Source organism: Streptomyces sp. NBC_00162, from assembly GCF_024611995.1.
Classification (GTDB): Bacteria; Actinomycetota; Actinomycetes; order Streptomycetales; family Streptomycetaceae; genus Streptomyces.
The window spans coordinates 1891715-1914244 of record NZ_CP102509.1; the positions used below are offsets into that span (position 1 = coordinate 1891715).

A 22530-nucleotide genomic window follows, 5' to 3' on the forward strand; every position below is an offset into this window, starting at 1 on the left:
CCCTGCCGGAGCAGGTCGTCAACGGTTGCCGACGGCCTGCTTCACCAGGGTCCTGCCGAACTCCCACATCAGCCCCGAGCCGCCGTGCGCCTCGTCCATGACCTCGCGGAAGGCGCCGACGAACCGGTCGACGTCCCGCTCGTCCACGATCAGCGGCGGGATGAGCTTGATCACCTCCAGGTGGTCCCCGGACACCTGGGTGAGGATCCGGTGCTTCTGCAGCAGCGGCACCACGACCATCTGCGCGAAGAGCCCCTTGCGAGCCGCCTGGAGCATGGTCCACCGGCTGCGCAGCCCCAGCGAGGACGGCCGGCCGAACTCGATGCCGATCATCAGCCCGCGCCCGCGCACCTCGTGCAGCAGCTCGTACTCGTCCACCAGGGCCGCGAGCCGCCCGCGCAGCAGATCGCCCATGGCCCGGGCGTTGGCGACGACCCCCTCGTCCTCCATGACCGACAGCACCGCCAGTCCGGCCGCCATCGCCTGGGCGTTGGAGCCGAAGCTCGCGGAGTGCACGAGGACCCGGTCCATGGACGAGTAGACCTTCTTGAAGATCCAGTCCTTGCCCAGGGTCGCTCCGACCGGCACGTAGCCGCCCGAGAGCGCCTTGGCCACGCACACCAGGTCCGGCTCCACGCCCGGCTCGTGCTGGTAGGCGTAGAAGTCCCCGGTCCGTCCGAGGCCGGTCTGCACCTCGTCCGCGATCAGCAGCGCCTTGTGGCGGCGCAGCAGTTCCTGCGCCGCGAGCAGGAACCCGGGCGGGGCGGAGAGCACGCCCTTGCCCTGGACCGGCTCCACGACGAAGGCGGCCACGTCGCCCTTCCGGAGCTCCCGCTCCAGGGCGCCCAGATCCCCGAGGGTGATCTTCGTGTCGGGCAGCAGCGGCGCGAAACCGTCCCGGAAGCCGCCCTCCCCGTTCACCGAGAGCGACCCCGTCGTGAGCCCGTGGAAGGCGTGGTCGCAGTAGAGGATCCTGGGCCGTCCGGTGGCGTACCGGGCGAACTTCAGGGCCGTCTCCACCGCCTCGGTGCCGCTGTTGCCGAAGAAGACCCGGTCCAGGTGCGGGCTGTACGAGAGGAGCTTCTCGGCCAGCAGCCCGGGCAGCGGCTGGCAGTCGAAGCGGGTGAGGTCGGCTAGCTGGGCGTCCAAGACGTCGTGCAGGGCCCGGCGGACCACCGGATGGTGCCGGCCCAGGCCCATCACCCCGAACCCGGCCAGCATGTCGAGGTAGTCGTTGCCCTCGGCGTCCCAGAAATGGGCGCCCTCGGCCCGCTCGTAGACCTTGTCGAAGCCGATGGTGTGCAGCATCCGGGGCAGTTGGTGGTTGAGGTGCCTGGAGTGCAGCTCGTACCGCTCGCCACCGCGCTCGGCCAGCAGGGCGCCGAGGTCGAAGCCCTTGCCCCGGCCGCCCTCCTCCCGTGGCTCCGCGGTCATGCCGAGCTGTCCCGGTTCCCGCCGATCGTCTCCCGGGCCGCCCGCAGCGACTCCTTGAGGGAGCCCATGGTGGCGAGGACGGCGGTGGGCTCGTAGCCGCAGTGCGCCATGCAGTTCGCGCAGCGCGGATCCTTGCCGCGGCCGTACTTGCTCCAGTCGGTGTCGTCGATGAGTTCCCGGTACGTCGGCACGTAGCCGTCGCTCATCAGATAGCAGGGACGCTGCCAGCCGAAGAGGGAGTAATTCGGAATGGCCCAGGCCGTGCAGGCGAAATCGGCCTTTCCTTCCAGGAAGTCCAGGAAGAGCGGCGAGTGATTGAGCCGCCAGCGCCTGCGGTTGCCGCCCGCGAAGGCCTTCCTGAAGAGTTCGCGGGTCTGTTCGACGCCCAGGAAGTGCTCCTGGTCGGGGGCCTTTTCGTAGGCGTAGGCGGGCGAGATCATCATCTCGTCCACCTGGAGGTCGTCATTGAGGTAGTTGAGCACCTCGATGATCGTCTGGGGGGTGTCCGTGTTGAAGAAGGTGGAGTTGGTGGTCACCCGGAACCCGCGCTTCTTCGCCTCCTTGATGGCCGCGACGGCCTCGTCGAAGACGCCTTCCTTGGCCACCGACTCGTCGTGCCGTTCGCGCAGTCCGTCGATGTGCACGGCGAAGGCGAAATAGGGGGACGGGGTGAACTTCTCGATCTTCTTGCGCAGGAGCATCGCGTTGGTGCAGAGGAATACATACTTCCGCTTCGCCACCAACTGACGGACGATCTCGTCGATCTGCGGGTGCATCAAGGGCTCTCCACCCGCGATGGACACCATGGGCGCGCCGGACTCCAGCACGGCGCCGACCGCCTGGGCGACCGGCATGCGCTGCTTGAGCACCCCGGCCGGGTGCTGGATCTTCCCGCACCCCTCACAGGCCAGGTTGCAGGCGTAGAGCGGTTCCAGCTCGACGATCAGCGGGAACTTCTCACGCTTGCGGAGCTTCTGTTCGAGCAAATACGTCCCGACCCTGATGGTCTGGCGCAGCGGCATGGCCATCTGGCTCACCTCCTGGGGAGCAGCAAAGAACGGTGCCAGTCATAAAACGCGGGCAGTACGGCACGCAGTACACGGAAGGCCGATATTCCACCGCGGACCGTGCCGATACGGACGAGCTCATGCTCCGGAGCGTCCACGATCACCCGGACGGCCGCAACCGGGCGTCCTCCCTCCGAGGGGCAGCGGTCGCCCCGGGTGGCGGCCCACAGGGTGGCCGCGGACTCCATGTCGACCGCGATGGCGCCGGTGGCGCGCAGCTGCGCACGCTCCTGGCCGCGGACGACGTGGTCGGATCCGGTCAGTGCGCCGGTGTGCACGGTCCGGCCGGGGACGGCCCGGGCCAGTGCCTCGGCGAGCAGGGCGGTCCCGGTACAGGTGACCGCCCCGTGCGGGTCCCGGGTCTGGTCGGCGACGACCAGGTCGCCGGGGTGCATGCCGGGGACCAGGCCGGCGCAGAATCCGGTGGCGAGGACGGCGGCCCGCTCCATGCCCGTCCGCTCCAGCGCCCGGGCGACGGACCGCTCGGCCGCGCGCGGGCCCATGCCGGTCCGGAGCAGGGCGTAGTCCCCGCGGCCGGCGCTGCGCAGCGCCGTCTGTTCGATGCGCAGCGCGCAGGCCACCAGCAGGGGGTCTGGGTTCCCGGCCCTGTCCCCCCGGAGGGCGGACATCAGGATCCCCCGGCGGCCGCGAAGGGTTCCCCGTGCAGGTAGCGTCCGAGTGCCGTGAGCGGGAACACCTGCCGGTACAGGTGGTAGTTGATGGAGAAGTCCCAGGGGAAGCCGGTGCCCGTGAAGTGGGGCTCGTCCCAGGAACCGTCCTCGGCCTGGGTCGCCACCAGGTGGGCGATGCCCCGCTCGACGGCCTTGCCGTCCCGCTCTCCCGCCGACAGCAGGGCCATCAGCGCCCACGCCGTCTGCGAGGGGGTGGAGGCCCCCTTCCCGGCCCATGACCGGTCCTTGTAGGAGCGCTGGTCCTCGCCCCACCCGCCGTCCTCGTTCTGTACGGATTCCAGCCAGCGCACGGCCCGCCGGATCGCGGGATGCGCCGGGGCGATGCCGGCCGCGGTGAGGGCCGGGACCACCGACCCGGTGCCGTAGACGTAGTTGGTGCCCCAGCGGCCGAACCAGGCTCCGTCGGGCTCCTGTTCGGCGAGCAGCCAGGCGATGCCGCGCCGGGTCCGCGCGTCACCCGCCTTGCCCTCGAAGGCGAGCATCTCCACCACGTGGGCGGTGACGTCGGCCGAGGGCGGGTCGATGACCTCGCCGAAGTCGCAGAAGGGCAGCCGGTTCGGGAAGGGGCTGGTGTTGTCGGCGTCGAAGGCGCCCCACGCGCCGTTCTTCGACTGCATGCCCAGGTTCCAGGACACCCCGCGGGCGATGGCCGCCTCGACCCGGGCCGGGTCGGGGTGCTTGACGCGGCGCAGCGCGAGAACGACCTCGGCGGTGTCGTCGATGTCGGGGTAGGTGTCGTTGTGGAACTCGAACGCCCAGCCGCCGGGGGCGAGTCCGGGCCGCCGTACCGCCCAGTCCCCGCTGCGCGCGATCTCCTCGCCGAGCATCCAGTCGGCTGCCTTGACCAGCGCCGGGTGGTCGGGGCGCAGGCCCGCGTCGGCCAGGGCGATCGCGGCGAGGCAGGTGTCCCAGACCGGGGACTGGCATGCCTCGATCATCCGGGCGCCGTCCTCGCGCCACACCGCGAACCGGTCGAGGGATTCCAGGCCGGCGCGCATCACCGGGTGCCCGAGGTCGTATCCGAGCAGGTGCAGGGCGATGACCGAGTACACGGCGGGTGGCTGGATGCCGCCCCAGCAGCCGTCGTTCTCCTGCCGTTCGACGATCCATCGGGCGCCGGCGGCCATGGCGGCCTTGCGCAGCCGGCGCGGGGCGAACCGGCGGTAGACGTGCAGGGCCTTGTCCATCCGCTGGAAGGCGCCGTCCCAACTGGCCAGCGGGGCGAGCCGTTTGGCGGGGTTCGGCACCCGCGCGTCGGCGTGCAGCTCGTCCAGGGCGAAGGGGGCCGGGCGGACCGGGCGCAGCGCGGAGACGATCGTGAGGGGGACGATGGTCTGGCGGGCCCAGCAGCCGAAGTCGTAGATGTTCAGCGGCACCCAGGGCGGCAGGAACACCAGCTCGGGCGGGAGTTCGGGAAGGTGGTCCCAGTCCCACCAGCCGAAGAGCGCCAGCCAGATGCGGGTGAAGACGCGGGCGGCGGCGATCCCGCCGTGGGCCCGGATCCAGGCCGACGCGCGGGCCATGTGCGGGGCGTCCGGCTCGTCTCCGGCGAGGCGCAGGGCCACGTACGCCTCGATGGTGGCGGAGAGTTCGGGCGGCCCGCCGTGGAAGGTGGCCCAGGTGCCGTCGTCCCGCTGCTCGCCGCGGATGAAGAGGGCGGCGGCGCGGGTGGTGGCCTCGTCCCGGATCCCGAGGAACTGACGCAGCAGCAGGTCCTCGGCGTCCATGGTGACGTTGGTCTCCAGGTCGCCCTTCCACCACCCCTCGGGGTCCTGGCGCGCGAGCAGGTGCCTGGTCGCCCGCGCGGCGGCCTCGTACGCGTCCCCCCGGTGGCCGTCCGGCGGTGCGGTCCGGGCCGCGGTGCCCCGTTCCGCGCTGGGCGGTGGCACCGCCGGGTCCGGGCCCGGTCCGGGCCCGGCTTCGATCCTGCTGCCCGCGCCAGCGCTCTCCGCGCTGCCGTCGGTCGTCGCTGTCATGGCTTCCCCTTCGTGCAGTCTGTCCTCTGCTGTGCTGGGGTCTGCCGTCGGCCAGCGCGCTCCCCCTCAGTCGGGGGTGGCGGCGCCGGCCGGCGACTCGCGAGTCATATCCGCTTCCGGGCGGCGTTCACCTCTTGCGGACGACGACGAAGTCGGCGAGGGCCACCAGCTGGTCGCGCACCCGCTGGGGCATGTCGACGTCGTCCAGTGCCTTGATCGCCACCGCGTGCTGGCGGCGCGCCTCGTCGGCGGTCCACTGGCGTCCGCCGGCCGCCTCGATGAGCGCCGCGCGGGCCGCGAACTCCTCCTCCGAGAAGTTCTCGAAGTCGTTGCTCTTGGCGTCGGCGGCGAGCAGCTGGGCGAGTTCCTCACTGGCGGGCCCGTCGGCCGCGAGGGCGGCGACCACCGGCAGGGACTTCTTGCGCTGGCGCAGGTCGCTCCAGGTCTGCTTGCCGGTGGACTCCGGGTCGCCCCAGATGCCGAGCAGGTCGTCCACGGCCTGGAAGGCGAGGCCAAGGTGGTAGCCGTACTCCTCGAGCTTGTCGGCCGTACGGTCGTCCGCGCCGCCGAGGACCGCGCCGATGGAGACCGCGCAGGCGAGCAGGGCGCCCGTCTTGTTGCCCTCCATCTCCAGGCACTCCTCGACGCTGACGCGCTCGCGGTGCTCGTAGGAGATGTCCTGGGCCTGGCCGTCGATGAGCCCCCGGCTGGCGGTGGTCAGGCGGCGGGCCGCGCGGGCCGCCTCGACGGTGCCGAGCTCCAGCAGCACCTCGTAGGCGAGGGCGAAGAGCGCGTCGCCGACCAGGATCGCCAGGGCGGGGCCGTGCACCTTCCACACCGTGTCGCGGTGGCGGCGCTGCTCGTCTCCGTCCATCAGGTCGTCGTGCAGCAGCGAGAAGTTGTGCACGAGCTCGACCGCGACGGCGCCGGGGATGCCGACCTCGGCCGCGGCGCCCGCGGCCTCGGCGGAGAGCAGCGCGAGGGCGGGCCGGACGGCCTTGCCGCCGTCGCCGTCCGCGGGGTTGCCCTGGGCGTCGATCCAGCCGAAGTGGTAGGCGGCGACGGTGTCCATGGGCGCGGCGAGCCGGTCCACGACGGCGCGGAGCGCGGGCGTCGACAGCGTGCGGCCCCGGTCCAGGAGGGCGAGCGTGTCGGCCTTCTCCACTCCCCCGCCGGCTGCGCCCACACTGGCATCCGTGTTCTCGACAGCCGGATTCCCCGGGTTCACTGGCTCTCCTCTGGTTCCTGTACGGGCTGTGCTGGTCGTGCTGGTCGTCGTCATGCCGCCTCCTGCAGAGGGTGTTCGCGGGGGCGGCCGAGGGCGGCGAGTGCGGCGTGCGCCGCGCTCAGTCCGCTCCGGACGGCGCTCTCCATGGTCGCGGGCCAACCGGTGGCAGTCCACGCACCGGCCAGATACAGCCCCGGCGTGTCGGTCCGCGCCCCGGGGCGCAGCCGGCCGACGCCGGGTGTGGGGGCGAAGGTGGCCGTCCGCTCCCGGGTGACGAAGAAGTCCCGTACCTTGGCGCCGCGCGCGGCGGGCAGCAACCGCTCCAGCTCGGGCAGGTACTTGGCGCGCAGGACGGACACGGGCTCGTCGATGTCGTCCTGGGCGACGGACTGGGACAGGGCCAGGTACTGGCCGCCGTCGGGGAGCCCGGAGGAGTCGGTGCGGTCGAAGACCCACTGCACCGGGGAGCCGAGCGCCGCGAAGAAGGGCCGCTTGAGCACCTGGCGGTCGTACACGACGTGGACGTTGAGGATCGGCGCGGTGCCGATGTCGAGCAGCTTGTCGGGGTCGGCGAGAGCTCCGGCCGGGAGCAGTCCGTGCGCCTCGCGCTGCGGGACGGCCAGGACGACGGTGGCGGCGTCCAGGGACTCGTTCTCGGTGTCGACCCGCCAGTTCCCTTCGGCGGTACGGGAGATGGCGGTGACCCGGGTGCGCAGTTCGGTCCGTACGCCGGCCGCGTCGAGCGCCTTGCGGGCGAGCGCGTCGTGCAGGTCGCCGAGCGGTACGCGGGCCCAGCCGATGTCGGCGGCGCCGTTCTCGGAGAGCAGGCCGGTCTTGAAGACCATGGCGGCCAGGCCGAGGGAGGAGTGCTCGGCGGTGGCGTTGAGGGTCGCGATGCCGACGAGGTCCCACAGGGCCTCGATGGTCCGGGGGGACTGGCCGTAGCGGCCGAGCCAGGTGGCGAAGTCCAGGCCGTCCAGCGCCGGGTCGGCGGGGTCGAGGCGGCGCAGCGCGAGGGCGGCGCGGCCGACGCTCGCGCGTTCGGCGAGGGACAGGTGCGGGTAGCGGGCCAGCGATCCGGCCAGGTGCAGGGGCACGGGCAGGGCGCTGCGGCGCAGCCGGCCGAGGCGCGGTCCCTTGGGGTGGGCGACGTCGAGTACGGGTACGTCGAGCCGGTCCTGGAGGGGCGCGAGGGCGGCGCCGTCGACGCGGTCGAGGAACCACCGGTAGGCGGTGCAGCAGCGCAGGTAGACGTGCTGGCCGTTGTCCACGGTGAGTTCGCCGCGCTTGAACGAGAACGCGAGCCCGCCGAGCCGCGGGCGGCCTTCGAGGAGGGTGACCCGCAGTCCCGCGTCGGCGAGTTCGAGGGCGGTCGTAACGCCGGCGAGGCCGCCGCCGACGACGACGGCGTGCTGGTCGCTGCCGGTCATGAGCCCTCCCCGGTGTTGGCGTGCCCGGCCGGGCACGCGGCTGCCGAGCCCTCCGGGAGAGACGCGGCCGCCCACGCGGGGGTTGCCTGTCCCGGAGCCGCGGCGGTCGTCGTCATCGTCGTCGTCCTCGAGGGCATCAGGTCCGCCTCCGGGTGCTCTGCCGGGAGATGGTCCGCGCGTCGAGGCCGGAGAGGCCGCGCACGGCGACGTACGCCTTCTCGTGCGGCGGCAGCGAGACGCGGCCGCGCAGGACCGCCTCCGGCTCCCGCTCGATGCGGTCGAGGAGGCGCCGGTAGATGCCGGCCATGGCGGCCACGCAGGCGCCGCTGCGCCGGTCGAGCATCGGCAGCAGCCGGTAGCCCTCGGCGAACAGCGCCCGGGCGCGCCGCACTTCGTGGTGCACGAGCCCGGCGAAGTCGGAACCCTCGGGGGCCCGGTCGCCTTGGAAGCCCTCGGAGCAGCCGAACTTGGCGAGGTCCTCGGCGGGCAGGTAGGTGCGCCCGTTGGCGGCGTCCTCGCGAACGTCCCGGAGGATGTTGGTGAGTTGCAGGGCCAGGCCGAGCGTGTCGGCGTACTCGGCGGCGCGCCCGGAGTCGGGGACTCCCGGTGCGGTGCCGAACACGCCGAGCGAGAGCCGCCCGATGGCCCCGGCCACGCAGCGGCAGTAGGCCTTGAGGTCGTCCCAGGTCTCGTACGTCTCGCCGCGCACGTCCATCAGGACGCCGTCGATGAGTTCGTCGAGGCCGCCGAGCGGGATCGGGAACCGGCGCGCTGCGTGCGCGAGGGCGACGGCGACCGGGTCGGTGTCGTCCTCGTCGATCTCCTCGGCGCGGATCCGCCCGAGCAGGGCGCGGGTCTCCTCCAGCCGGGCCAGCTTCGCCTCGGGCGCCAGCGTGCCGTCGCCGATGTCGTCGACCCGCCGGGAGAAGGCGTACAGCGCGGACATCGCCTGCCGCTTGTCGGTGGGCAGCAGCCGGATGCCGTACGCGAAGTTGCGCGCCTGCGATCCGGTGACGGCCTCGCAGTAGCCGTACGCCGCCTGGACCGGCGCGGACACGTGTGTGGGGCCCTCCACGGTCGGGCTCACCCCTTTCTCGGCGCAGTGCGCAGGACGGCGGCCACCTCGCGGATCAAGCCGCTCTTGGTGGGCTTGGGCGGGCCGGGAAGTACGTCGAAGCCGGCGGCGGTGACGGCTCTCAGGGCGGCCCGCCCCCCTCCCACGAAGCCCGCGAGCAGCAGCCGGAGTCTGCCGTGCACGCTACCCACGAGGGGGGTGCCTTCATTCAGCAGCTCCCGCGCGCGTTCGGTTTCGTATGCGATCAGGGCGCGTACGGACGCGCCGGCGGACGGGGCCTTGAGGTCGGTCTCCGCCACGTGGAAGCGCCGCATGTCCTCGGCGGGCAGGTAGATCCGGTCCCGGCCGAGGTCCTCGGTGACGTCCTGGAGGTGTTCGGCGATCTGCAGGGCCGTGCAGACCGCGTCGGAGCGGCGGATCCGCTCGGGGGTGGCGGTGCCGGTGAGGGAGAGCACGAGGCGGCCCACGGGGTTGGCGGAGAGCTCGCAGTAGCCGAGGAGGTCCCCGTACGTCTCGTAGCGCGCGACCCGCTGGTCCTGGCGGTTGGCCTCGATGAGCCCGAGGAACGGCTCGGGGGTGAGCTGGTGGGCGCGCACGACGGGCTGGAGGGCCTGCATCAGCGGGTGGCGCGGCGGACCGTCGGTACCGCCGAAAACGCGCCACAGGTCGGCCTCGAAGGCGTCGAGCATGGCGAGCGGGTCGTCCACCGCGGCGGGTTCGAGGCCGAGGAGCACGGCGTCGCGTCCGCCGGGGGCCAGGTCGCCGTCGCCGATGTCGTCGACGAGGCGGGCGTACCCGTAGACCGCCATCAGGCCGTCCCGCCAGGCGCGGGGCAGGAACGCGGGGGCGACGGGGAAGTTCTCCGTCGCGGCCTTGCCGAGGGTGGCGCGCGCGTGGACCGTGTCGGACAGGGGCCGGATGCCGTCCCCCGCGGTCACCGCCCGCCGCCTGGGGCGGGGACGGCCGTCAAGCCTGGGGGCCGGAGAATTCCCATAGCCATTGCCGTCACGTCTCCCGTTCTACACTGCTGACCTAATACATCCTATTTCGGACACGCCGCCCGGGTTTCCCCGGGGTGCGCCAGGCCGTTCACCTGCGGGGAATCGTCCCCTCTTGCCGCGATTCAGGACTGCTTCAGCTTACGCTGTACAACGCCTTGAAGACCTCTGGGGTATTCACCGCGCCACCGAATGTCGCCGCCGAATGTCACCACCCGATAGCGCCGGGAATTGCCGCGACACGCCGAGGCCCCCGCCGCGCTGAGCGGCGGGGGCCTCGCGGGGTCCGGCCGGGGGCGGCCGGCTCCCGTGGTCAGCCGTTGGACGCCTTCTCGTAGGCCGAGACGACTTCCTCCGTGGGCCCGTCCATCAGGAGCTCGCCCTTTTCCAGCCACAGCACCCGGTCACAGGTGTCGCGGATGGACTTGTTGTTGTGGCTCACCAGGAACACGGTGCCGGCCTTCTCCCGCAGTTCGCGGATGCGGTTCTCGGAACGCACCTGGAAACTGCGGTCACCGGTGGCCAGGGCCTCGTCGATCATCAGGACGTCGTGGTCCTTGGCCGCCGCGATGGAGAAGCGCAGGCGCGCCGCCATGCCGGAGGAGTAGGTGCGCATCGGCAGGGAGATGAAGTCGCCCTTCTCGTTGATTCCCGAGAAGTCGACGATGCCCTGGTAGCGCTCCTTGATCTGCTCGCGGCTCATGCCCATCGCGAGACCGCCGAGGACGATGTTGCGCTCGCCGGTCAGGTCGTTCATCAGCGCCGCGTTCACGCCCAGCAGCGAGGGCTGGCCGTCGGTGTAGACCTTGCCCTCCTCGCAGGGCAGGAGGCCCGCGATGGCGCGCAGCAGGGTCGACTTGCCGGAGCCGTTGGAGCCGATGAGGCCGATGGCCTCGCCCCGGTACGCGGTGAAGGAGACCCCGCGGACGGCGTGGACCCGGCGGACGCCCGGCGCATCGCCCTTCTTCCGGCGGACCATCTTGCTGAGCGCGGCGGTGGCCGCTCCCTTGCCGGCGCTGCCGGTATTGACGCGGTAGACGATGTGGACGCCGTCCGCGATCACGGTGGGGACACGCCCCTGGGTACTGTCAGCCACGGCCGTAACGCTCCTCAGCCTTCCAGAAGTAAACGAATCCGCCGAGGCCGATCACTGCGGCCCAGCCCACGGCGAACAGCCAGACGTGCGGAGGCAGGTTGCTGCTGCCGTAGTCGTCGACCAGCGCGAACCGCATGAGGTCCATGTAGATCGCCACCGGGTTCCACAGCAGCAGGTCACTGATCCACTCCGGCTGGTCGTCGAGGTAGATCCCGATCGGGAACATGACACCGGAGGCGTACATCCAGGTGCGCATCACGAACGGCATCAGCTGCGCCAGGTCGGGGGTCTTGGAACCCATCCGCGCGAAGATCATGGCGAGGCCGGTGTTGAAGACGAACTGGAGCGCCAGCGTCGGGATCACGAGCAGCCAGGCGAGCCGCGGGTAGTTGCCGAAGCAGATGGCGATCACGAAGACGACGATCATCGAGTACAGCAGCTGCTGGAGCTGTTGCAGCGAGAAGGACACCGGCAGGGCGGCGCGCGGGAAGTGCAGCGCCCGCACCAGGCCGAGGTTTCCGGAGATCGCCCGGACACCCGCCATCACCGAGCTCTGGGTGAAGGTGAAGACGAAGATGCCGATCACCAGGAACGGGATGTAGACGTCCTTGGGCATCTCCCGGCCCGCGCCGAGGATCACGCCGAAGATCAGCCAGTAGACGGCCGCGTTGAGCAGGGGGGTCGCCACCTGCCAGACCTGGCCGAGCTTCGCCTGGCTGTACTGGGCGACCAGCTTGGCCCGGGAGAAGGCCATGACGAAGTGACGCCGGCCCCAGAGCTGCCGCACGTACTCGCCCAGGCCGGGCCGTGCGCCGCTCACGGAGAGGCCGTACTTCCTGGCGAGCTCCGCGGAACTCAGCCCCGCGTCTTCGGACGGCGGCCTGCTCGTGGCGAGGGCGCCGTCGTGGGTTGTGTCACTCACAAGTTGAAACTTTCGTCTTCAAGATGCGGCAGGGGGGCATCAGGCTGGTGGCGCGAAGCCCGTGATCGCGCCATGTTCCCAGACGCGGGCTCGTCAGATGACAGGAGGTCGGCCCAGTCGGGTCAACCGCCAGACCGTACGCCATCTCATGGGACGACGGGGACCGCAGGGAGTGGTCCACCCCTCCCTGAAACCGCCGAACCAGGCCTTGAGCGCGGGTACCGACGGCCTGCGCAGGAGCGTCAGCAGGAGCCAGACGCCCAGGTAGACCGGGACCAGCGGAGCGGGCAGGTTGCGGCGGGCGAGCCACACCCGGTTACGGGCCACCATACGGTGGTAGACCGCGTGCCGGGAGGGGGCAGTGGTCGGGTGCAGCAGCACCATGTCCGCTCGGTAGTCGATCAGCCACCCGGCGTCGAGCGCCCGCCAGGCCAGGTCGGTCTCCTCGTGCGCGTAGAAGAAGTCCCCCGGCAGCGGCCCGACCTGCTCGAACACCCGCGTGCGGACGGCGTTCGCGCCGCCCAGGAAGGTGGTCACGCGGGAGGAGCGCATCGGGTCGGAGGCGCGCAGCCGCGGCACGTGCCGGCGCTGGGTCTCACCGGTCTCCGGATCGGCGATCCGGAAGCTGACGATCCCGAGCCCCGGGTCCTCCGCGAAGGCCTGCCGGCACAGCTCGGCGGTGTCGGTGCGCTCCAGCAGGCCGTCGTCGTCCAGGAACAGCAGGGCGTCGACCTCGCTGCCACCGGGCCCGAAGGCCTCGATGCCGACGTTGCGCCCGCCGGGGATGCCCAGGTTCTCGGGCAGCTCGACGGTACGGACGCCTTCGGGGAGGCCGCTGAGCCGCACGCCCTGACCCACCACGACCACCTCGACGGGGTCGCCGTCCTGGCGGGCGACCGAGTCGAGGAGCGCCTTGAGCTCGTCGGGCCGGTTGCCCATGGTGATGATCACGGCGCCCAGCCGCATCGGGGCCGTCACTTGAGCCTGCTGGAGGCCAGGATCGACACCAGGTGCAGCACGGTCTGGAGCATCGCGATGCCGGCGAGGACGGCGACACCGATCCGGGAGTAGAACAGGTCGCCGCGGACCTGGTCCGCGACGGCCAGCACCAGGATGAGCAGGGAGGCCTCGATGCCCAGGACGAGCCGGTGGAACTTCAGCGCGGCGGCGGCCCGGCGGGCGAGCGCCATGCCGGACGAACGCGGCTCGGCCGCCGCGTCCTTGACCACCGGCTTGCCGGCCTGGTGGCGGGCGACACCGACCAGGTCGGTCTCGGCCTTGATCAGGATCGCGCCGAGCGCCGCCAGGGTGCCCAGGAAGGCCCACAGCCAGTCGACCGGGCCGCCGCCCCACAGGTCGGAGGCGCGCAGGCCGAAGCCGACCAGCACCGCCGCGTCGCACAGGTAGGCGCCGACCCGGTCCAGGTACACGCCAGAGAGCGAGAACTGCTTCTTCCAGCGGGCGACCTCGCCGTCGACGCAGTCGAGCAGCAGGTACAGCTGGACCATGACGACGCCGAGGACGGCACCCCAGATGCCCGGCACCAGCAGGGCGGGGAGGGCGAGCACGCCGGCAAGGGTCATCACGTAGGTCAGCTGGTTCGGCGTGACCTTGGTGGTGACCAGGTGGCGGGTGATGCGCAGGGAGATCTCGCGCATGTAGAGGCGCCCGCCCCAGTGCTCGCCGCTGACCCGGTCCTTGACGCCCGCCGGGTGAACGACGGGCCGGAGTTCAGCTACGGATGGTCTTGGCATAGTCGGCGTAAGCGTCCCTGATCTCGGCGGCGGACAGGTTGAGGTGCTCCAGGATCGTGAAGCGTCCCGGGCGGGTCTGCGGGGCGTACTCGACGGCCGTGACGAACTCGTCGATGCTGAAGCCGATCTCCTCCGGGGTCACCGGCAGGCCGTGCCGGCGCAGCACCTCGATGAAGAGGCCGGACTTCTCGTCGGCCCCGCGCAGGTGCATCGCGAAGGCGGCGCCGATGCCGACCTGCTCGCCGTGGAGCGCGGAGCGCCCCGGGTAGAGCAGGTCGAAGGCGTGGCTGATCTCGTGGCAGGCGCCGGACGACGGGCGGGAGTCCCCGCTGATCGACATGGCGATGCCGGAGAGGACCAGCGCCTCGGAGAGCACGGTGAGGAACTCGTCGTCACCGCATCCGCCGGGGTGGCGCAGCACGGACTCTCCGGCGGTACGGGCCATGGCGGCGGCCAGGCCGTCGACGGGCTCGCCGGTGACCTTGTGCGAGAGCTCCCAGTCGGCGATCGCCGAGATGTTGGAGATCGCGTCGCCGATGCCGGCGCGGATGAACCGCACCGGGGCTTCCTTGATCACATCGAGGTCGATCACCATGGCGATCGGCGTGGGCACGCCGTAGGAACCGCGGCCGTTGTCGTTGTCCAGGATGGACACCGGCGAGCAGATGCCGTCGTGCGAGAGGTTGGTGGCGACGGCCACCATGGGCAGCCCGACCCGCGCCGCGGCGTACTTCGCCACGTCGATGATCTTGCCACCGCCCAGGCCCACGACGGCGTCGTAGCGGCGGCCCTTTATGTCGTCGGCCAGCTTGACCGCGGAGTCGATGGTGCCGTCGACGACGGCGTACCAGTCGGCGTGCGGCAGCACGGGCTCGAGCTTGGCGCGCAGCGCGACGCCGGAGCCCCCGCTGATCGCGATCGCCAGCTTGCCGGACGCGGAGATCCGCTGGTCGGCCAGCAGGCCGGCCAGATCGTCCATCGCTCCGCTGGCGATGTCGACGACGACGGGCGAGGGGATGAGCCTCGTCAGTACTGGCATGCGATCGTCCGGCCCTTGGCGAGGTCGTCGTGGTTGTCGATCTCGACCCACTTGACGTCGCCGATGGGGGCCACGTCGATGGTGAAGCCGTCGTTGACGAGCTGCTGGTAGCCGTCCTCGTAGTAGAGGTCGGGGTCGCGCTCGAAAGTGGTCTTCAGTGCGTCGGCCAGCTGCTCGGCGGCCTCGGCCTCGATGAGGGTGACGCCGATGTACTCGCCCGTCGCGTCGGCCGGGTCCATCAGCTTGGTGATCTTCCGGACGCCCTGACCGTCGGCGGTGACGACCTTCATCTCCTCGTCGGCCAGGCTCTTGACCGTGTCGAGGGCGAGGATGATCTTCTGCCCGTTGCCGCGGGCGGCGAGCAGGGTCTTCTCGACGGAGACCGGGTGGACGGTGTCGCCGTTGGCGAGGATCACGCCCTGCTTGAGGACGTCACGCGCGCACCACAGGGAGTAGGCGTTGTTCCACTCCTCGGCCTTGTCGTTGTCGATCAGCGTGATCTTGACGCCGTACTTGGCCTCGAGGGCCTCGCGGCGCTCGTAGACGGCCTCCTTGCGGTAGCCGACGACGATGGCGACCTCGGTGAGGCCGACCTCGGCGAAGTTGCCCAGGGTCAGGTCGAGAACCGTGATGCTCTCCTCGTCGCCCGCGGGACCGACGGGCACGAGGGCCTTGGGCAGGGTGTCGGTGTAGGGACGCAGACGGCGTCCGGCACCGGCAGCGAGTACAAGGCCGATCATGCTGGTTCTCCTTCGTCATGTACGGCGGGTGCTCCGGAGGAGACCCAGAAGCGGATGCTCTCCACGAGCACCACGAGTGCCACGAACACGGCCATGGCCGTGAGCGCGACGGGGAAGTCCGTTGCGCGCGTCGCGAGGACGGCGGCCAGCACCGTGGTCAGCAGGACCCGGCCCTCGTGGCCGCCGATCGTCCGCACCAGCCAGTGCGGGGGCGCGCCGGTGCCGCCACGAATGCGGTACACCGTGTCGTAGTGATGGTAGGCGACCGCCGCGATCAGGCCGAATGCCGCCGGAAGGGCCCCGGGGACGTCCGCCTTGGCGGCGAGCACGAGGACCGTGACGTACTCGGCGGCCCGGAACAGCGGCGGGATCAGCCAGTCCAGGGCGCCCTTGAGGGGGCGCGAGACGGCCTCGCCGGCGGCCACGGCGTAGAGCACGGCGACGGCGATCAGCGCCGGGTCGCCGTACGGGCGGCTCAGGGCGAAGCCGATGAGGGCGACGGCGCCGAAGGCGGCGATCCACACGGAGCTCGCGGCCGGCCCCCGGGCCCCCAGCAGGCGGCGCGGGAACTCGGCGAGCGGGCCGGAGTCGGTGAGGTCGTACAGGGCCTGCGCGGCCCGGTCGGTGCGGGTCGCCTTGCGGGTCAGGGAGCGCAGGACCCGACCGGCCGTGGTGTAGAGCGCGCCGAAGGCGCAGCCGATGAGCAGGGCGTAGAAGACGATCCGGGGGGTGGTGAAGGCGGTCAGCACCGCGATCATCGCCCAGCGCTCACCGATCGGCAGGATGATCATCCGGCGGACCCAGACCGTCCAGCCCACGCTGTCGAGCCTGTCGGACAGCGCGGCCGTGGGGCTCGTGTTTGCCGTCGCGTCGTGGTTGGCCTCGTTGAAGGAGAAGTCCACGACGTGCCGGCAGGTCATGAGGATCATCGCGCCGAGCGCGAGCGCCCAGACGTCATCGCCGTTGCGGGCGGCCCCGAGCGCGAGGCCCGCGTAGAAGGCGTACTCCTTGGCGCGGTCGAAGGTCGCGTCGAGCCAGGCGCCCATCGTCGAGTACTGGAGCGAGTAGCGGGCCAGCTGCCCGTCGGTGCAGTCCAGGACGAAGGAGAAGAGGAGCAGCACGCCGGCCGCGACGTAGCCCCAGCGCTCGCCGGTGGCGGCGCAGCCGGCCGCGATCAGCGCGGTGATCAGCGAGGCGGTGGTGACCTGGTTCGGGGTCAGGCCGCGGCGCGCGCACCAGCGGGCGATGTAGCGCGAGTACGGGCTGATGCAGAAGGTGGTGAAGAAGCCGTCGCGGGACTTCACGGCGGTCCGCAGGCGCACGGCCTCGTCGTCGACGGCGGCGACTGCGGCGACGGCCGCGTCCCGGTCCGCCGAGGTGGCCGGGACGGCGGCGACGAGGGTGCCGAGCTCGGGGCGCTGGACGGCGGTCCCGGCGGCCTCGACCGCGGCGGCGAGCCGGTCGGCGTAGGGATCCGGGCCGTCGCCCGGGGCGGCGGCGGCCTTGTCGAGCGCCTCGCGGGCGCCGGGCTGGACGGCGAGGGCTCCGGTGACGGCGCAGGCGTCGAAGCGCGGGTCGGTCAGCGCGAGGCGCAGCGCGTGCACGTGCCCGACGAAGGCGCTGTCCACGACGGCCACCCGCTGGTCGGCGGGTACGGCGGCCAGTGCGGCGGCGGCGTCCTGGGGACCGGCGGCGGAGCGGACCTCGAAGCCGAGTGAGCGCAGCTCGTCAGCGAGCGGTGATCCGGGGACCGGCAGGCCGGTGAGGATGACGGTCGGCAGACGAACTCACTCCTTGTAACGAAGTCCGGACTGGCTCCGGACGGGCGCCTCATTGGGGCGGCGGCACGTCGGCAGAGGCTATCGGATGAATGGAAGCAGGGGTTCACCACCCGTTTACGCCCTGATAAGCCGAATATCCCCGGCCCCGGGCCGGGGCGTGATCATCATTGACGATCACGGCGCGGTACCACAAACGGCGCCGATGTTACGGTGGACACGCCCCTGATCGTGTCGAGTGGAAAGAGGTGGGTTGATGACCGTCGTAGTGGTCGCGGCCATGCGCAGCGAACTCCGGTGCATCCCCCATTTCTTCCGGGCATCCGGCCGGGCCTGATCATCCACTGACGGTCCCCGTCGGCCGGAGCCCCCGTTCAAGGGTTCACGTTGACCGACACCACTGACACCACCGGCACCACCGACACCGCCTTCATTGAGGCCTTCTTCACTCTGCACCGCGGCCTGCCCCGGCAGGCTCCCGGTTCCGACGCGAGCACCCGGCACCTGCTGTCCCTGTGCGGACCGCTGCCCGAGCGGCCGCGCGTCCTCGACCTGGGCTGCGGTCCGGGCCGCAGTGCCCTGCTGCTCGCCGCGGAGGCGGGCGGGCACGGCGCCGAGGTGACCGCCGTCGACCTCTACGCACCGTTCCTCGAGGAGCTCCGTACGGCCGCCGGGGCCCGCGGGCTCGGCGACCGGGTCCGCACCGTCAGGGCGGACATGGGCGCACTGCCCGGCGGGGAGGGCGAGGACTTCGCCGACGGCTCCTTCGATCTCGTCTGGGCGGAGGGTTCCGCCTATGTCATCGGCTTCGACACCGCGCTCGCGCGGTGGAGGCGGCTGCTCGCCCCCGGCGGCACCCTCGTGCTGACCGAGTGCCAGTGGACCGTCGCGGAGCCGTCCGCCGGCGCCCGCGCCTTCTGGGACAAGGAATGCCCGCTGCGCTCCACCGCCGGCAACCTCGCGGCCGCCCAGGCCGCCGGGTACCGGGTGCTCGGCGTGCACCACCTGCCCGACTCGGACTGGGCCGAGTACTACGGCCCGCTCGCCGAGCGGGTCAGGACCCACCCCGGCGCCGGGGATCCGGCGACGGCGGCCGCGCTGGCCGCCACCCGCGAGGAGCTCCGCGTACGGGCCCGGCACGGACACGAGTACGGGTACACCGGCTACGTCCTGCGCCCGGTGACCGCCGGGGACGGCGGCGCCTGACCCGCCCGGCCGGAGACCCCGGCCGACGGGGCCGCCGTACGGGCCGTCAACCTGGCGGCCTTCGGGACCCCGCTGGATATCCGGCCCCGTTCGGGGTCTGACGCCGCGGGCGGAGTACGTGAAGTGATCTGCCCCTCGTCGCTTATCACGCGACGGGGGGCAGACATGCGCGGATCTCCGAAGTGCGGACAAGCCTCTTTTGTACGGCAGACTGAAGGCCGGAGTCCGAAGCGAAGGATGGGTATGCCGACCACACCAGCCACCGCCGCGAACAGCGCGACCAACGGCACCGGCGCTCAAGAGCCGATCATGCTCGAACTGGTCGACGAGTCCGGCAATACCATCGGCACGGCGGAGAAACTCTCCGCTCATCAGGCACCCGGGCAGTTGCACCGGGCGTTCTCCGTGTTCCTCTTCGACGAGCAGGGCCGTCTGCTGCTCCAGCAGCGGGCCCTCGGGAAGTACCACTCCCCCGGCGTCTGGTCGAACACCTGCTGCGGTCACCCCTACCCCGGGGAGTCGCCGTTCGCGGCCGCGGCCCGGCGGACCCACGAGGAGCTGGGGCTGTCCCCCTCGCTGCTCGCGGAGGCGGGGACGGTCCGCTACAACCACCCGGACCCCGCGTCGGGTCTGGTGGAGCAGGAGTTCAACCACCTTTTCGTGGGACTCGCGCAGGCGACCGTGCGGCCGGATCCGGAGGAGGTCGGGGACACCGCCTTCGTCACCGCCGAGGAGCTGGCGAAGCGGCACGCCGCAGTGCCGTTCTCTGCCTGGTTCATGACCGTTCTGGACGCGGCGCGGCCCGCGATCCGCGAGCTGACCGGTGACGCCGCGGGCTGGTAGCCCTTCCCCGGCCAGCGCCGGGAGGGGTCCCCGCAACGGTCAGGCGACCGGAGCCGCGGGTGCGGTCGGCGCGGTGAGCGGCAGGGCCGCCCAGATGACCTTGCCGCCCGTCGAGGTGTGCTCGACGTCGCAGACCCCGCCGGCCTCCAGCGTGACCTCCCGCACCAGGAGCAGCCCCCGGCCGCCGGTCTGGCCGAAATCGGCCTCCAGTGCCTTGGGGCGGTACGGGTGGTTGTCCTCGACGGCCACCCGTACCCACTCGCGGCCGATCGCGACCTCGACGGCGACCTCCGGGGAGAGCAGGGCGGCGTGCCGGACCGAGTTCGTCACCAGTTCGGAGACGATCAGCAGCAGGGAGTACACGAGGTCCTGCTGGGCGGGCACCCCCTGGCGCCCGAGCAGGTCCCGGACGGCGCGGCGCGCCTGCGGAACGGATTCTTCTACTGCGGGAGCGGTGAACCTCCACACTCCCTCGTACGCGAGGGGGTCGGCGGGAGCCTCGGGCTCCGCCTCCCGGGCTGGCGGGACGTTCCCGCTGACATCCATCTTCCGTCCCCCGTCTTCGCGCTCGATCGTCTCCACACGCCTAGAGTGCGGAACAGCCTGGTCCGGGCCGCGCCGCTGACCATAAGTCAGCGTCATTCGGACACATTCTGACCAATGGCGTATGACAGAGTCAGTTGTTGGACTGTTCCTGATCTTCTGGGGTGGCCGCGCCGGTGTGGACCGGACCGGCCGGACCGGCCGGACCGGCCGGTGACGCCCCGGGATAGCATCCGGCGCATGGACGCAGCCCGGGACCCAGCCCTCCTCCACACCGTCGCAGACGGGGTCGCCACCGTCGTCATCTCGCACCCCGCCAAGCGGAACGCCATGACGGCCGCGATGTGGCGGGCCCTGCCGGAGCTGCTGCCGGGGCTGGCCGCCGACCCGGCCGTGCGGGTGCTCGTCCTGACCGGGGCGGGCGCGACCTTCTGCGCGGGCGCGGACATCTCCTCGCTGACCGGGGACGAGGACCCGCAGGCACTCGCCGTGGCGGCCGAGGAGGCGCTGGCCGCCTTCCCCAAGCCGACGCTGGCGGCGATCCGCGGGTACTGCGTGGGCGGCGGGAGCCAGCTGGCGGCCGCCTGCGATCTGCGGTTCGCGGAGGAGGGGGCCTCGTTCGGGGTGACCCCGGCGAAGCTGGGCATCGTCTACCCGGCCTCCTCGACTCGGCGGCTGGCCCGGCTGGTCGGCCCGGCCGCCGCCAAGTACCTGCTGTTCTCCGCGGAGTTGATCGACGCGGACCGGGCACTGCGGACCGGCTTCCTGGACGAGCTGCTGCCGGCGGGCCAACTGGACAAGCGGGTGGGCGAGTTCGCGCGCGTGCTGGCCTCGCGGTCGCAGCTGACGCAGGCGGCGGCCAAGGAGTTCGCGGACGGGCGGACGGACCGGGACGGGCACTGGGCGGCGCAGGCGGCCGGAAGCGGCGACACCGCGGAGGGTGTCGCCGCATTCCTGGAGCGCCGGGCGCCCGTCTTCCGCTGGCCTACAGCGGACTGACCGCCCGCAGTCGCGCGACGAGCTCGGCGGGGGCCTTGGCCGGGGAACCGGCGTCGTAGGGCGGCTGGGGATCGTACTCGGTCATCAGCTGCACGGTCTGGGCGTACTCGTCACCGGCGATCCTGCCGAGCAGGGTGAGGCCCATGTCGATCCCGGCGGACACTCCGGCGGCGGTGACGTACTTCCCGTCGAACACCACCCGCTCCCCGGTCGGCTCGGCCCCGAAGCGCGGCAGCTGGTCCAGGAACAGCCAGTGACTGGTGGCCCGCCGTCCGTCGAGCAGCCCGGCGGCGGCGAGCAGCAGGGAGCCGGTGCAGACGGAGGTCGTCCACGTGGTGGTGGCGTCGACGTCCCGCAGCCACTGGAGGACGACGGGGTTCTTCATCTCCAGCTCGGTGTGCGGTCCGCCGGGCACGATGACGATGTCCGGCCGGGTCACCTCGTGGAGCGCCTTGTCGGCGACGAGGGCGAGCGACCCGTTGTCGGTCCGCACGGGCCCGGGTCGCTCGGACACGAACACCGTCTCGGAGCCCTGGAGCCGGCCGAGCGTGTCGAAGGGCCCGATGGCGTCGAGGGCGGTGAAGCGGTCGTAGAGCAGTACGGCGATCTGCATGGCTCCTCCGGAGCGGTCGCGTGGTGCCGGTCCCCGGTCGGGGGCGGCAGGTCTGTACGGGGGGTCTTTCGGCGGCGGTCAGGGTCCGAAGCGCCGGCGGTACTCGGCCGGGGGCTGGCCCAGGGTCCTGACGAAGGCACGGCGCAGGGCCTCCGGTGTGCCGTAGCCGCAGGCGCGGGATATCTGGGCGATGCCCTCCCGGCTGTCCTCCAGCAGCCGCCGCGCGTGCTCCACCCGCACGCGTTCGACGTACCGGCCGGGGGTGACCCCCGTCTCCGCCTGGAAGGCACGGGCGAAGTGGCGCGGCGAGAGGCGGGCCCGCGCGGCGAGGGCCTCGACGCTGAGGTCCCCGTCCGGGTGCTCGGTGATCCACTGCTGCACGTCCCGCAGCGGCTCCCGCCGCGCCGTCTGCGCCGCCAGCTGCGCGCTGAACTGCGCCTGGTTTCCGGGCCTGCGCAGGAACACCACCAGGTGCCGGGCGATCGTCAGCGCCACGTCCCGACCGTGGTCCTCCTCCACCAGCGCGAGCGCGAGGTCGATCCCCGCCGTGACCCCGGCCGAGGTGGCGACCGGCCCGTCCCTTATGTAGATGGGGTCCGGCTCCACCGCCACGTCCGGGTAGTCCCGCGCCATCTGCTCGCACACGTACCAGTGCGTCGTCGCGCGCCGCCCGTCCAGCAGCCCCGCCTCGGCGAGCAGCAGCCCTCCCGTGCACACGGACACCAGCCGCTCCGCGCCTCCCCCGTGGGCGCGCAGCCAGTCGGTGAGCCGCGGCTCGAAGTCGGCCGTGTAGTGGCCGCCGGGCACGAGGAGCGTGGTCCCCCGCCCCGGCCGGGCGCCCTCCAGGTCCCCGTCCGGCATCAGCGTCAGTCCGCTGCTCGTACGGACCGGCGTACCGCCCGGGGACACGGTCCGGATCTCGTACGCCTCCCGCCCCGGGAACCGGGCCGCGGCGGCGAACACCTCCACCGGCCCGGTCACGTCAAGGCTCTGGACCCCGTCGTAGAGGACGACCAGCACGTTTCGCAACGACATGACCTCATGGTGTGATGCCGCACCCCATGGCCGCAATGACGCTCCTCCCACCTATCCGGCCA

General features: G+C 71.9%; 20 protein-coding genes and 1 pseudogene. 3 read left to right on the plus strand and 18 right to left on the minus strand.

Going from position 1 to position 22530, the window contains the following annotated elements; all coding sequences use genetic code 11:
* Positions 1 to 18: 18 nt before the first annotated feature.
* The 15 genes from JIW86_RS09435 to JIW86_RS09505 all read right to left on the minus strand — a co-directional run bounded on the left by JIW86_RS09435 (position 19) and on the right by JIW86_RS09505 (position 17232).
* Positions 19 to 1434 (minus strand): aspartate aminotransferase family protein, encoded by a 1416-nt coding sequence (locus JIW86_RS09435; protein WP_257553352.1) that lies wholly within the window; start codon positions 1432 to 1434, stop codon positions 19 to 21.
* Complete coding sequence (gene hpnH, locus JIW86_RS09440; protein WP_257553353.1) at positions 1431 to 2462, minus strand: adenosyl-hopene transferase HpnH; 1032 nt, start codon at positions 2460 to 2462, stop codon at positions 1431 to 1433. The genes JIW86_RS09435 and hpnH overlap by 4 nt, the downstream gene beginning before the upstream one ends.
* A 5-nt stretch (positions 2463 to 2467) precedes the next feature.
* On the minus strand, positions 2468 to 3130 hold the full coding sequence (locus tag JIW86_RS09445; RefSeq protein WP_257553354.1) for a 1-hydroxy-2-methyl-2-butenyl 4-diphosphate reductase: 663 nt from the start codon (positions 3128 to 3130) through the stop codon (positions 2468 to 2470).
* The gene (gene shc / locus JIW86_RS09450; RefSeq protein WP_257553355.1) at positions 3130 to 5169 is read right to left on the minus strand and encodes a squalene--hopene cyclase; all 2040 of its coding nucleotides are present in this window, start codon (positions 5167 to 5169) and stop codon (positions 3130 to 3132) included. The genes JIW86_RS09445 and shc overlap by 1 nt, the downstream gene beginning before the upstream one ends.
* A 127-nt stretch (positions 5170 to 5296) precedes the next feature.
* Positions 5297 to 6397: a polyprenyl synthetase family protein gene (locus JIW86_RS09455; RefSeq protein WP_406365737.1), complete on the minus strand. Its 1101-nt coding sequence runs from the start codon at positions 6395 to 6397 to the stop codon at positions 5297 to 5299.
* Between the two features lie 50 nt (positions 6398 to 6447).
* Entirely contained in the window at positions 6448 to 7827 is a 1380-nt protein-coding gene (hpnE, locus tag JIW86_RS09460) for a hydroxysqualene dehydroxylase HpnE (RefSeq protein ID WP_257553357.1), read from the minus strand.
* A 136-nt stretch (positions 7828 to 7963) separates the two neighbouring features.
* A complete protein-coding gene (gene hpnD / locus JIW86_RS09465) occupies positions 7964 to 8914 on the minus strand; it encodes a presqualene diphosphate synthase HpnD (RefSeq protein ID WP_257553358.1) in 951 nt (316 codons plus the stop codon).
* A complete protein-coding gene (gene hpnC / locus JIW86_RS09470) occupies positions 8911 to 9840 on the minus strand; it encodes a squalene synthase HpnC (protein WP_257553359.1) in 930 nt (309 codons plus the stop codon). Before hpnC ends, hpnD begins: the two co-directional genes overlap by 4 nt.
* A gap of 373 nt (positions 9841 to 10213) precedes the next feature.
* On the minus strand, positions 10214 to 10996 hold the full coding sequence (locus JIW86_RS09475; protein ID WP_257553360.1) for an ABC transporter ATP-binding protein: 783 nt from the start codon (positions 10994 to 10996) through the stop codon (positions 10214 to 10216).
* A complete protein-coding gene (locus JIW86_RS09480; protein WP_257553361.1) occupies positions 10989 to 11918 on the minus strand; it encodes an ABC transporter permease in 930 nt (309 codons plus the stop codon). The genes JIW86_RS09475 and JIW86_RS09480 overlap by 8 nt, the downstream gene beginning before the upstream one ends.
* A gap of 93 nt (positions 11919 to 12011) precedes the next feature.
* Positions 12012 to 12884: a glycosyltransferase family 2 protein gene (locus tag JIW86_RS09485; protein WP_257559271.1), complete on the minus strand. Its 873-nt coding sequence runs from the start codon at positions 12882 to 12884 to the stop codon at positions 12012 to 12014.
* Positions 12885 to 12892: 8 nt separating this feature from the next.
* On the minus strand, positions 12893 to 13672 hold the full coding sequence (locus JIW86_RS09490) for a CDP-alcohol phosphatidyltransferase family protein (protein WP_257553362.1): 780 nt from the start codon (positions 13670 to 13672) through the stop codon (positions 12893 to 12895).
* Positions 13650 to 14711, minus strand: a complete 1062-nt coding sequence (locus tag JIW86_RS09495; RefSeq protein ID WP_215144436.1) for an iron-containing alcohol dehydrogenase family protein — start codon at positions 14709 to 14711, stop codon at positions 13650 to 13652. The genes JIW86_RS09490 and JIW86_RS09495 overlap by 23 nt, the downstream gene beginning before the upstream one ends.
* The gene (locus JIW86_RS09500) at positions 14699 to 15451 is read right to left on the minus strand and encodes a sugar phosphate nucleotidyltransferase (protein ID WP_215144434.1); all 753 of its coding nucleotides are present in this window, start codon (positions 15449 to 15451) and stop codon (positions 14699 to 14701) included. Before JIW86_RS09500 ends, JIW86_RS09495 begins: the two co-directional genes overlap by 13 nt.
* Positions 15448 to 17232 carry a DUF5941 domain-containing protein gene (locus tag JIW86_RS09505; RefSeq protein WP_416237671.1) on the minus strand — a complete coding sequence of 595 codons (1785 nt, stop codon included), beginning with the start codon at positions 17230 to 17232 and terminating at the stop codon, positions 15448 to 15450. The genes JIW86_RS09500 and JIW86_RS09505 overlap by 4 nt, the downstream gene beginning before the upstream one ends.
* Positions 17233 to 17616: 384 nt before the next feature.
* Here JIW86_RS09505 and JIW86_RS09510 point away from each other — a divergent pair.
* Positions 17617 to 18504: pseudogene (locus tag JIW86_RS09510) on the plus strand (SAM-dependent methyltransferase); the annotation flags it as partial.
* Positions 18505 to 18678: 174 nt separating this feature from the next.
* Positions 18679 to 19278, plus strand: coding sequence for an isopentenyl-diphosphate Delta-isomerase (gene idi, locus JIW86_RS09515; protein ID WP_215144461.1), 600 nt, complete (start codon positions 18679 to 18681; stop codon positions 19276 to 19278).
* A 39-nt stretch (positions 19279 to 19317) separates the two neighbouring features.
* Here idi and JIW86_RS09520 read toward each other — a convergent pair whose 3' ends face one another.
* On the minus strand, positions 19318 to 19860 hold the full coding sequence (locus tag JIW86_RS09520) for an ATP-binding protein (RefSeq protein WP_215144433.1): 543 nt from the start codon (positions 19858 to 19860) through the stop codon (positions 19318 to 19320).
* Positions 19861 to 20061: 201 nt separating this feature from the next.
* Here JIW86_RS09520 and JIW86_RS09525 point away from each other — a divergent pair, with 201 nt between their 5' ends.
* On the plus strand, positions 20062 to 20820 hold the full coding sequence (locus JIW86_RS09525; RefSeq protein WP_257553364.1) for an enoyl-CoA hydratase/isomerase family protein: 759 nt from the start codon (positions 20062 to 20064) through the stop codon (positions 20818 to 20820).
* Here the strand turns inward: JIW86_RS09525 and JIW86_RS09530 are convergent.
* Entirely contained in the window at positions 20807 to 21433 is a 627-nt protein-coding gene (locus tag JIW86_RS09530; protein WP_215144428.1) for a DJ-1/PfpI family protein, read from the minus strand. The two genes, JIW86_RS09525 and JIW86_RS09530, sit on opposite strands and share 14 nt — an antisense overlap.
* A gap of 78 nt (positions 21434 to 21511) precedes the next feature.
* A complete protein-coding gene (locus JIW86_RS09535) occupies positions 21512 to 22468 on the minus strand; it encodes a GlxA family transcriptional regulator (protein ID WP_257553365.1) in 957 nt (318 codons plus the stop codon).
* Between the last annotated feature and the right edge of the window lie 62 nt (positions 22469 to 22530).

What these genes read in the sequence shown, in the direction of transcription:
- JIW86_RS09490 (WP_257553362.1), bottom strand. Translation starts at nt 13,672, where the DNA reads ATGCCAAGACCATCCGTAGCTGAACTCCGGCCCGTCGTTCACCCGGCG.
- JIW86_RS09525 (WP_257553364.1), top strand. Translation starts at nt 20,062, where the DNA reads ATGGACGCAGCCCGGGACCCAGCCCTCCTCCACACCGTCGCAGACGGG.
- JIW86_RS09530 (WP_215144428.1), bottom strand. Translation starts at nt 21,433, where the DNA reads ATGCAGATCGCCGTACTGCTCTACGACCGCTTCACCGCCCTCGACGCC.
- JIW86_RS09485 (WP_257559271.1), bottom strand. Translation starts at nt 12,884, where the DNA reads ATGCGGCTGGGCGCCGTGATCATCACCATGGGCAACCGGCCCGACGAG.
- shc (WP_257553355.1), bottom strand. Translation starts at nt 5,169, where the DNA reads ATGACAGCGACGACCGACGGCAGCGCGGAGAGCGCTGGCGCGGGCAGC.
- JIW86_RS09435 (WP_257553352.1), bottom strand. Translation starts at nt 1,434, where the DNA reads ATGACCGCGGAGCCACGGGAGGAGGGCGGCCGGGGCAAGGGCTTCGAC.
- JIW86_RS09535 (WP_257553365.1), bottom strand. Translation starts at nt 22,468, where the DNA reads ATGTCGTTGCGAAACGTGCTGGTCGTCCTCTACGACGGGGTCCAGAGC.
- hpnE (WP_257553357.1), bottom strand. Translation starts at nt 7,827, where the DNA reads ATGACCGGCAGCGACCAGCACGCCGTCGTCGTCGGCGGCGGCCTCGCC.
- JIW86_RS09445 (WP_257553354.1), bottom strand. Translation starts at nt 3,130, where the DNA reads ATGTCCGCCCTCCGGGGGGACAGGGCCGGGAACCCAGACCCCCTGCTG.
- JIW86_RS09495 (WP_215144436.1), bottom strand. Translation starts at nt 14,711, where the DNA reads ATGCCAGTACTGACGAGGCTCATCCCCTCGCCCGTCGTCGTCGACATC.
- JIW86_RS09500 (WP_215144434.1), bottom strand. Translation starts at nt 15,451, where the DNA reads ATGATCGGCCTTGTACTCGCTGCCGGTGCCGGACGCCGTCTGCGTCCC.
- idi (WP_215144461.1), top strand. Translation starts at nt 18,679, where the DNA reads ATGCCGACCACACCAGCCACCGCCGCGAACAGCGCGACCAACGGCACC.
- hpnH (WP_257553353.1), bottom strand. Translation starts at nt 2,462, where the DNA reads ATGGCCATGCCGCTGCGCCAGACCATCAGGGTCGGGACGTATTTGCTC.